Genomic DNA, 6,768 nt, shown 5'->3' with positions numbered 1-6,768 from the left:
ACTAGCCGCCACTAAGGTAAGCGATTTACTGGAAACTATTATTGCCCAGTAATTCCTTCTCGGCATTTTTATAGTTGATATCCAGCGCACTGAACTTAAAAACTCCCGCATACTGTGCCGCTACATTCTGCTCATGCAAAGCTGCCATCTGCTCAATTTGTGCAGCAAGCTCGGCAGTCAAAGTTGACATTATCGCCCAGTGTACGGGCATTTAACCCTAAAGCCGATAATCCTTTCCCCCTTCGTAACAACGTTGTTATACAGTTGTGCTCTGCTACACTTTTGAATGCAAAAAACTCCTTAGTTAAGCTCTTATGTGCCGAAATAAAAAGGTAAAGAACGCTTTTGCTTCTGGCTATTGGCGGCAACCTGTTTGTCTATGGCGTAAGAAAATAGCTTGATGCGCTGGGCCCGAAATAGTGTTGACACTTTAAAATAAGGGCCATTGCATTTAATGCGCCCTTTGAGGCTATCCTGCAACGGTACGATAAGAATCAGGCTATCTTGATTCTTAATCCTAACCAGTTATAGATGGGGCTAATACATAATTACCGTTAAGTAAATCAAAGGGTCCCTCCTCTACTTTGCAACGAGCTGAAGCACGATTAGTTATTATGCTATCGGCCACAGATACATTAAGCTTGTAGCCAAAGCCTTTAATGGTCAAAATCCATTGCGGATTATTCGGGTCTTTTTCAATTTTTTTTCTGAGTAAATGCATGTATTGATAAAGGTCGGATTTGGTTGCCCGATTATTTATCGGCCAAAGATGCTGGATTATTTCATCGACCATTAACACTCGCTCTACATCTTTGGCCAGCAGCTCAAAAAGCTCAAATTCCTTACGCGTCAAATCAAGTGTTTTCCCGTATAAGAAAACGCACTTGGAGCGCTGGTCAATCTGGAACGGGCCTACCGTAAAAGGATATTCCTTAATATTTTTTGTTAAAGTGTCATCCTGTAGTGGCTTGGCGTAGATGTTCGCATCAGGCCGATGAACAGCACTATTTCTGCGATCTCTTACAACTCGCCTTTCCTGATTTCTTTGGTCTTTAAAGCGATAAAGATGACTAAATTTTCCTCCTATATAATCATCAAGTTGATTAATAGCCAGAGGCGGATCCAAAAATTCATCAATCCACGAAGCAATGTCGTGTTCCCGCTCGCTAATGCCATAAACGTTCCGTAAGCAGCATACCGGGATTTTATAAAGAATGCTCATTTCCTGCACTAAATTCAAATCAATTTTCTTTGTCGAATCCTGGTTTAAATCCAGGGCCAAAACAATTAGATCCGGCCGAATTTCCATCAATTTGCCGATGGTTTCGGCATCGACAGCAGTTACAGTATAGTTATGAACATAGCAATATCCTTTTAACAAGCCCAAATGAAAGGGGTTGTCACTAATTATTGCAATGCGAAACTCATCTTTAGTCATAATACTTCCTCTCCCTCCCGGTTATCCGGTATGTATATAATAAAACAAGTTTTTAAATAGACCATAAGAGGTCTTGACAGGAATTAGTCATAATTTTTTGCCTCATAGCCGGTTATATGTTTTTTGCTATATCGCGAACTGAAGGTTCTTTAAAAAAATTTACATTCATTGACTTATTGCCGAGGCGGCTCCTACTCAGTGGTTTTTCTAATACAAGCGAGTTTCTGTCCTGATGTTATTTATAGGCATCTATTCCATGAAGTTAGGTCAATCAGGTATATTAATTTTATGCATAATGCAGCTTCTTTATCAAAACCCGGAGCTGCGCTTTATTGAAAGCCTCTAGTATCCTTGCTAATGCTACTAGCCTCGGATAAGAGGTTTTATCCGCTATCTAAGCAGGTAATATAACCGATTGATATGCTGTCTATCTGTCAATTTTGATATTAAAGCCCGAACGCAGCTATGTTTTTGTCTGGGTAATATTGAATAAGTTTAGTATAAGGCGGTAATAATTACGGATAAATATTTTGCCTCACTTTTAGCCATAAAAATTAAAATACCTATTAAAAATTTAAGCAAAAATCATGCTAAATTTTATAACATTTTGATAATTAATTACTTTATGTTTATAATGTAATAATTTTAATTAGAAGCTGTAAAAATTCTGGACGGCCTCTCATAACCAGACTTTAGCAATTTATGCACAATTACAAGTCCGTATTGTTTTTTTGTAATTTTTATATGTAAAAAAGTTAATAGTATCCAGCCAACAAAGTGGGCTAAAGGGGAACTCTGGCCTGGCTATAGTGAAATGCCTGGCCTGGAGATTACCCACCCGATACAGTTTTAGTGCAAATAATCCGCATAGGGTAATTTTTTCAGCGCTTTAATTTGCTAAAATATATAAACTTTTAACGAATTACTTTCAATTAATGATTACACAGCCAAGTAAAAGCCTGGAAACTTTTGATAACCCACAACCCCATCGTGATTATACAATACGCATTGATATTCCTGAATTTACCTGCCTTTGCCCGAAAACAGGCCAGCCGGACTTTGCTCATATAACTATTGAATATGTACCCGCGACGCTTTGCTTGGAGTTAAAATCGCTAAAGCTGTATATGTGGGCATTTCGAGATCAAGGAGCATTTCATGAGGCGGTTACCAATGAAATTCTGAATGCCATCGTTAAAGCCATAGCGCCCCGTTTCATGCGTATCCGCGCCGAATTTAATGTTCGCGGCGGCATTTACACGACTGTTATTGCAGAACATAGAGATCAAAACTGGTCAGCGCCGGAATTAGTCAAACTTCCTTAACTAAAATGCCCAAGACCTACTACACCAGCGATATAGCGGTCGCCTTGAAATATGAGGGCAGCAATGCGCCTAAAGTCACCGCTAAAGGCAAAGGACTTACCGCGGAGCAAATCCTGGAAATCGCAGAATTACACGGAATACCTTTACAAACTGATGCCGAACTGGCCAAAATTCTGGCGCAGATTCCATTAGGCGATGAAATACCCACTGAACTTTATGTTGCCGTTGCAGAAGTGATTGCTTTTGCTTATTTTTTAAGCGGCAAAACCCCCGACCCTCCTCATTCATGAACCTTAAAGAAGCGCTGACCACCCTGCCCCAATATTTTTTACCCCATCATGTTTTATCCGGGATGATGAGTAATCTTACCCATTCGGAAAACCGGTTATTGAAGAGTCTGTTCATCAATCAGATCATCAGGTATTACGGCGTTAACATGGATGAGGCGCTGACACAGGATATCAGCGTTTTTAAAAGCTTTAATCACTTTTTTACGCGTGAACTCAAACCCGGACTCAGGCCCATAAGTAATGAGCTCGGCGTTGTCGCCAGCCCTGCTGATGGCGTGGTCAGCCAGGCCGGAAACATTACTGACGGTAAAATTTTTCAGGCTAAAGGCAAAAGCTTTGCCGCTACCGAGTTATTAGGAGGCAGCGAGGAACGCGCCCGGCCTTTTAATAATGGTTTATTTGCTACCATTTACCTGGCTCCGAAAGATTATCATCGTCTGCACATGCCATTAACCGGCACGCTGACCGAAATGATTCATATTCCCGGCCGACTGTTCAGCGTGAATAGCGCAACCACCCGTTCCGTTCCTGGTTTGTTTGCCCGAAATGAGCGCGTCGTCACTGTGTTTGATACCGATGCAGGCCCTATGGCGTTGGTGCTGGTTGGGGCAATTTTTGTATCCAGTATTGAAACAGTCTGGCACGGCGTCGTCACTCCGCCGACGCTTGCCTCAATGCAAAGCTGGCGCTATCAGGAGAATGCTCCGAAATTGGAAATAGGCCAGGAAATGGGCCGCTTTAACATGGGCTCGACGGTCATTATTTTATTTTGCAAGGACAAAGTGCAGTGGGATGCTGACTTCCAGGCCGACAAAGTGGTTAGAGTGGGGCAGAAAATCGGCAGAATTGTTGGATGAGGGTCATTATATAAAACCAGTACCGTCTGTTTTTGATTTCGCACTGCCATGTAAGCTCAACTATTTCAAAAACTTCTGCTCCAAATCTAGAATTAGTGGAATAAGCTGACAACCAACTAATGCAATTCACGATGACGGACAATAACATTTAAAAACGGGCCCTTGAACTGCCTGGATAGCAAATCGGCAAGATAAACAGAGCGATGCTGTCCTCCTGTACAACCTATGGCGACAGTCAGGTAACTGCGTCCTTCAGCCTCAAAGCGAGGAATCCATTTTTTGAGAAAATATGTAATATCTTCAAATAACTCGACCACCCATTCTTCTTCTTTAAGAAAATCCACTACCGGCTGATCTTTTCCAGTTAATCCCCGTAATTCAGGAATCCAGTGGGGATTTGGCAAACTGCGGGCGTCAAAAACAAAATCGGCATCGAGCGGAACCCCATGCTTGAACCCAAATGATTGAAATTGCAGGGAAATATGATTGACTTCCCGCTCACCGATCCGCTCTTTGATCAGTTCACGCAATTGATGATAATGGGTACGGCTGGTATCAATAACTAAAGCGGCATGCCGTGCAATCGGCGTGAGCATTTCCTTTTCAATTTTCAACGCTTCTTTTAACGGGATATTAAAATCCGTTAACGGATGTTTTCGGCGCGTTTCACTATAACGCTTTATTAAAGTAGCTTCTTCAGCCTGCATAAAGATAATTTCACAATCAATTCCTTTAGTGCGGATTAAACTGAGGCTTTCGGAAAAATTAATCAGACTTTCGCTCTGATTCCTGGCATCAATACCTATGGCCGTTTTTGCATAGGTTTGTTTATCTGCCAGCATGACATGGCTGATAAAATCTTCCAGCAATGTTACCGGCAGATTATCGATGCAATAATAGCCGCAATCCTCCAGGGTATCCAGAGCAATACTTTTACCTGAGCCGGAAAGTCCGCTGAGGATTAATAATTTCATATAATGAGCCTTGGCTAAAGGTGAAAAGATAACACATTTATATGCGGGAGCTTTCCACTTTTAGCCTTACCACGTCATCTATGATTTCCGGTTTTTTCTTTATGTTTAATGATTTGACGGTCCAATTTGTCCACCATAACGTCTATAGCAGCATACATGTCTTCCTTGCGGTCTTCAGCAAATAATTTCGCACCGCTGAGTTGCAGCGTAGCTTCAGCTTTTTGAATTAATTTCTCTACACTTAAAATAACGTGTACATCGGTAACATTATCAAAATGACGTGCTAATTTTTCGAATTTTGCGTCAACATGTGATTTTAAAGCATCGGTTATTTCAAGATGATGACCTGTTACACTAACTTGCATGGAATATACTCCTCTTTTTTACAATAATTGGTTTAGGTATCAGTGGCAGCTATAAAATCCGCTTTCTCTGACTGGATGATGAAATAAACATCGCTTCGCGATATTTGGCAATTGTCCTTCTGGCGACATTGATGCCTTTTTCTTGTAATATATCGGATATTTTATTATCACTTAACGGCCTGGCCGGGTTTTCATTGGCGACTAATTCTTTAATAAATGCCCGGATGGCCGTCGATGAACACTCGCCTCCTCCTTCGGTTGAAACATGACTGGAAAAGAAATATTTGAATTCAATGATGCCGTTGGGCGTGTGCATGAATTTTTGCGTGGTTACCCTCGATATTGTTGACTCGTGCAACTCCAGTTCTTCAGCGATATCTCTCAATACCATGGGTTTCATGGCAATGGAGCCATGCTCAAGAAAGCCGGTCTGCTTTTCGACAATGCTTCGAGCAACTCGCAGTAACGTTTCATTGCGGCTATGGAGACTTTTAATAAACCATCTGGCTTCCTGCAGATGATCTTTCATGCAAGTATTATCCTTGCTATTATCGGCTCTTTTAATCATTGCTGAGTAAATAGGATTAATCCGCAATTTTGGCGCAATATCCGGATTCAGGTTAACTTGCCATTTATCATTTTGTTTGGTCACATACACGTCAGGGATAACATATTCAGAGCCCGCATCCTGTATCTGCGCGCCCGGCCTGGGATCCATGGTTCTGATTAAAGCGACTACCTCGCCCAGTTGCCGTTCTGAAATTCCCAAGCGGCGCATAAGTTTGGCCTGATCATGATTAGCCAAAAGTTCCAGATACCGGGAAACCGCAATTAGCGCCTCTGTTCTATAAGGGGTAAATTCGGGCAACTGCTGTAACTGTATTCGCAAACAGTCGCCCAGATCAATAGCGGCTACGCCTACAGGATCAAAATTTTGCACTCTATGGAGCACGGCATTAACTTCATCAAAATAAAGGTCATCCAACTGACTCTGCAGACCCTGAAAAATTTCCTCGGGAGCACTTATAAGATAGCCGTCTTCATTGATCGAATCAATAATAGCCATGGCAATGGCATGATCCCGCTCTGAAAAGTTGGTCAGTTCCAGTTGCCATAATAAATGATCCAGCAATGTTGAGGATTTGCTGCGCTGGGTCTCAAATTCAACAGTTTCACCGCTATGGGCGCCTGTTTCCACACTGTTCTCGTAAACATCATCCCATGAAGAGTCGACAGGCAGCTCATCCGGAATGTCCGTTTGCGAGCCTTCACTGGTTATTGAATCGGAATGTTCAGTTTTTTTCTCGGGCATGGCGTCTATTGACTGAATAGCGCTTTCTTCTTCATTAATTTCCAGCATCATATTGGACTCAAGCGCCTGTTGAATTTCCTGCTGCAAATCTAATGTTGACATCTGCAACAACTTGATCGCCTGTTGCAATTGCGGCGTCATAGCTACTTGTTGGCCCAGGCGAAGATGTAAGGACTGTTTCATGCCGTAGTAAATTTGTATGAACTA

8 protein-coding genes are annotated in these 6,768 nt (G+C 42.0%); 3 read left to right on the top strand and 5 right to left on the bottom strand.

The genetic code is table 11. The features are described 5' to 3' along the window. Positions 1-25 precede the first annotated feature (25 nt). Positions 26-190: a hypothetical protein gene (locus HUX64_RS12210; RefSeq protein WP_174626510.1), complete on the bottom strand. Its 165-nt coding sequence runs from the start codon at positions 188-190 to the stop codon at positions 26-28. A 327-nt stretch (positions 191-517) separates the two neighbouring features. Next, the gene (locus tag HUX64_RS12205) at positions 518-1,438 is read right to left on the bottom strand and encodes a winged helix-turn-helix domain-containing protein (RefSeq protein ID WP_174626509.1); all 921 of its coding nucleotides are present in this window, start codon (positions 1,436-1,438) and stop codon (positions 518-520) included. Between the two features lie 935 nt (positions 1,439-2,373). Between HUX64_RS12205 and queF the strand changes: the two genes are divergently transcribed. Genes queF through asd form a run of 3 tightly spaced genes read left to right on the top strand, consistent with a single transcriptional unit; the run spans position 2,374 to position 3,910 of the window. Then, positions 2,374-2,763 carry a preQ(1) synthase gene (gene queF / locus HUX64_RS12200; protein WP_174626508.1) on the top strand — a complete coding sequence of 130 codons (390 nt, stop codon included), beginning with the start codon at positions 2,374-2,376 and terminating at the stop codon, positions 2,761-2,763. A 5-nt stretch (positions 2,764-2,768) separates the two neighbouring features. Continuing rightward, positions 2,769-3,053 (top strand): EscU/YscU/HrcU family type III secretion system export apparatus switch protein, encoded by a 285-nt coding sequence (locus HUX64_RS12195; protein WP_174626507.1) that lies wholly within the window; start codon positions 2,769-2,771, stop codon positions 3,051-3,053. Beyond that, positions 3,050-3,910, top strand: a complete 861-nt coding sequence (asd, locus tag HUX64_RS12190) for an archaetidylserine decarboxylase (RefSeq protein ID WP_174626506.1) — start codon at positions 3,050-3,052, stop codon at positions 3,908-3,910. Before HUX64_RS12195 ends, asd begins: the two co-directional genes overlap by 4 nt. A gap of 116 nt (positions 3,911-4,026) precedes the next feature. Here the strand turns inward: asd and rapZ are convergent, their stop codons facing one another. The 3 genes from rapZ to HUX64_RS12175 form a co-directional block, all read right to left on the bottom strand. Beyond that, positions 4,027-4,884: an RNase adapter RapZ gene (rapZ, locus tag HUX64_RS12185; RefSeq protein WP_174626505.1), complete on the bottom strand. Its 858-nt coding sequence runs from the start codon at positions 4,882-4,884 to the stop codon at positions 4,027-4,029. A 74-nt stretch (positions 4,885-4,958) separates the two neighbouring features. Next, entirely contained in the window at positions 4,959-5,249 is a 291-nt protein-coding gene (gene hpf / locus HUX64_RS12180) for a ribosome hibernation-promoting factor, HPF/YfiA family (RefSeq protein WP_174626504.1), read from the bottom strand. A gap of 49 nt (positions 5,250-5,298) precedes the next feature. Next, a complete protein-coding gene (locus HUX64_RS12175; RefSeq protein WP_174626503.1) occupies positions 5,299-6,744 on the bottom strand; it encodes an RNA polymerase factor sigma-54 in 1,446 nt (481 codons plus the stop codon). Positions 6,745-6,768 lie beyond the last annotated feature (24 nt).

Origin of the sequence: Candidatus Methylobacter favarea, assembly GCF_902806695.1 — a bacterium.
Classification (GTDB): Bacteria; Pseudomonadota; Gammaproteobacteria; order Methylococcales; family Methylomonadaceae; genus Methylobacter_B; species Methylobacter_B favarea.
The sequence above is the reverse complement of the archived record's forward strand: the minus strand, read 5'-3'. Positions and strand labels throughout refer to the sequence as shown.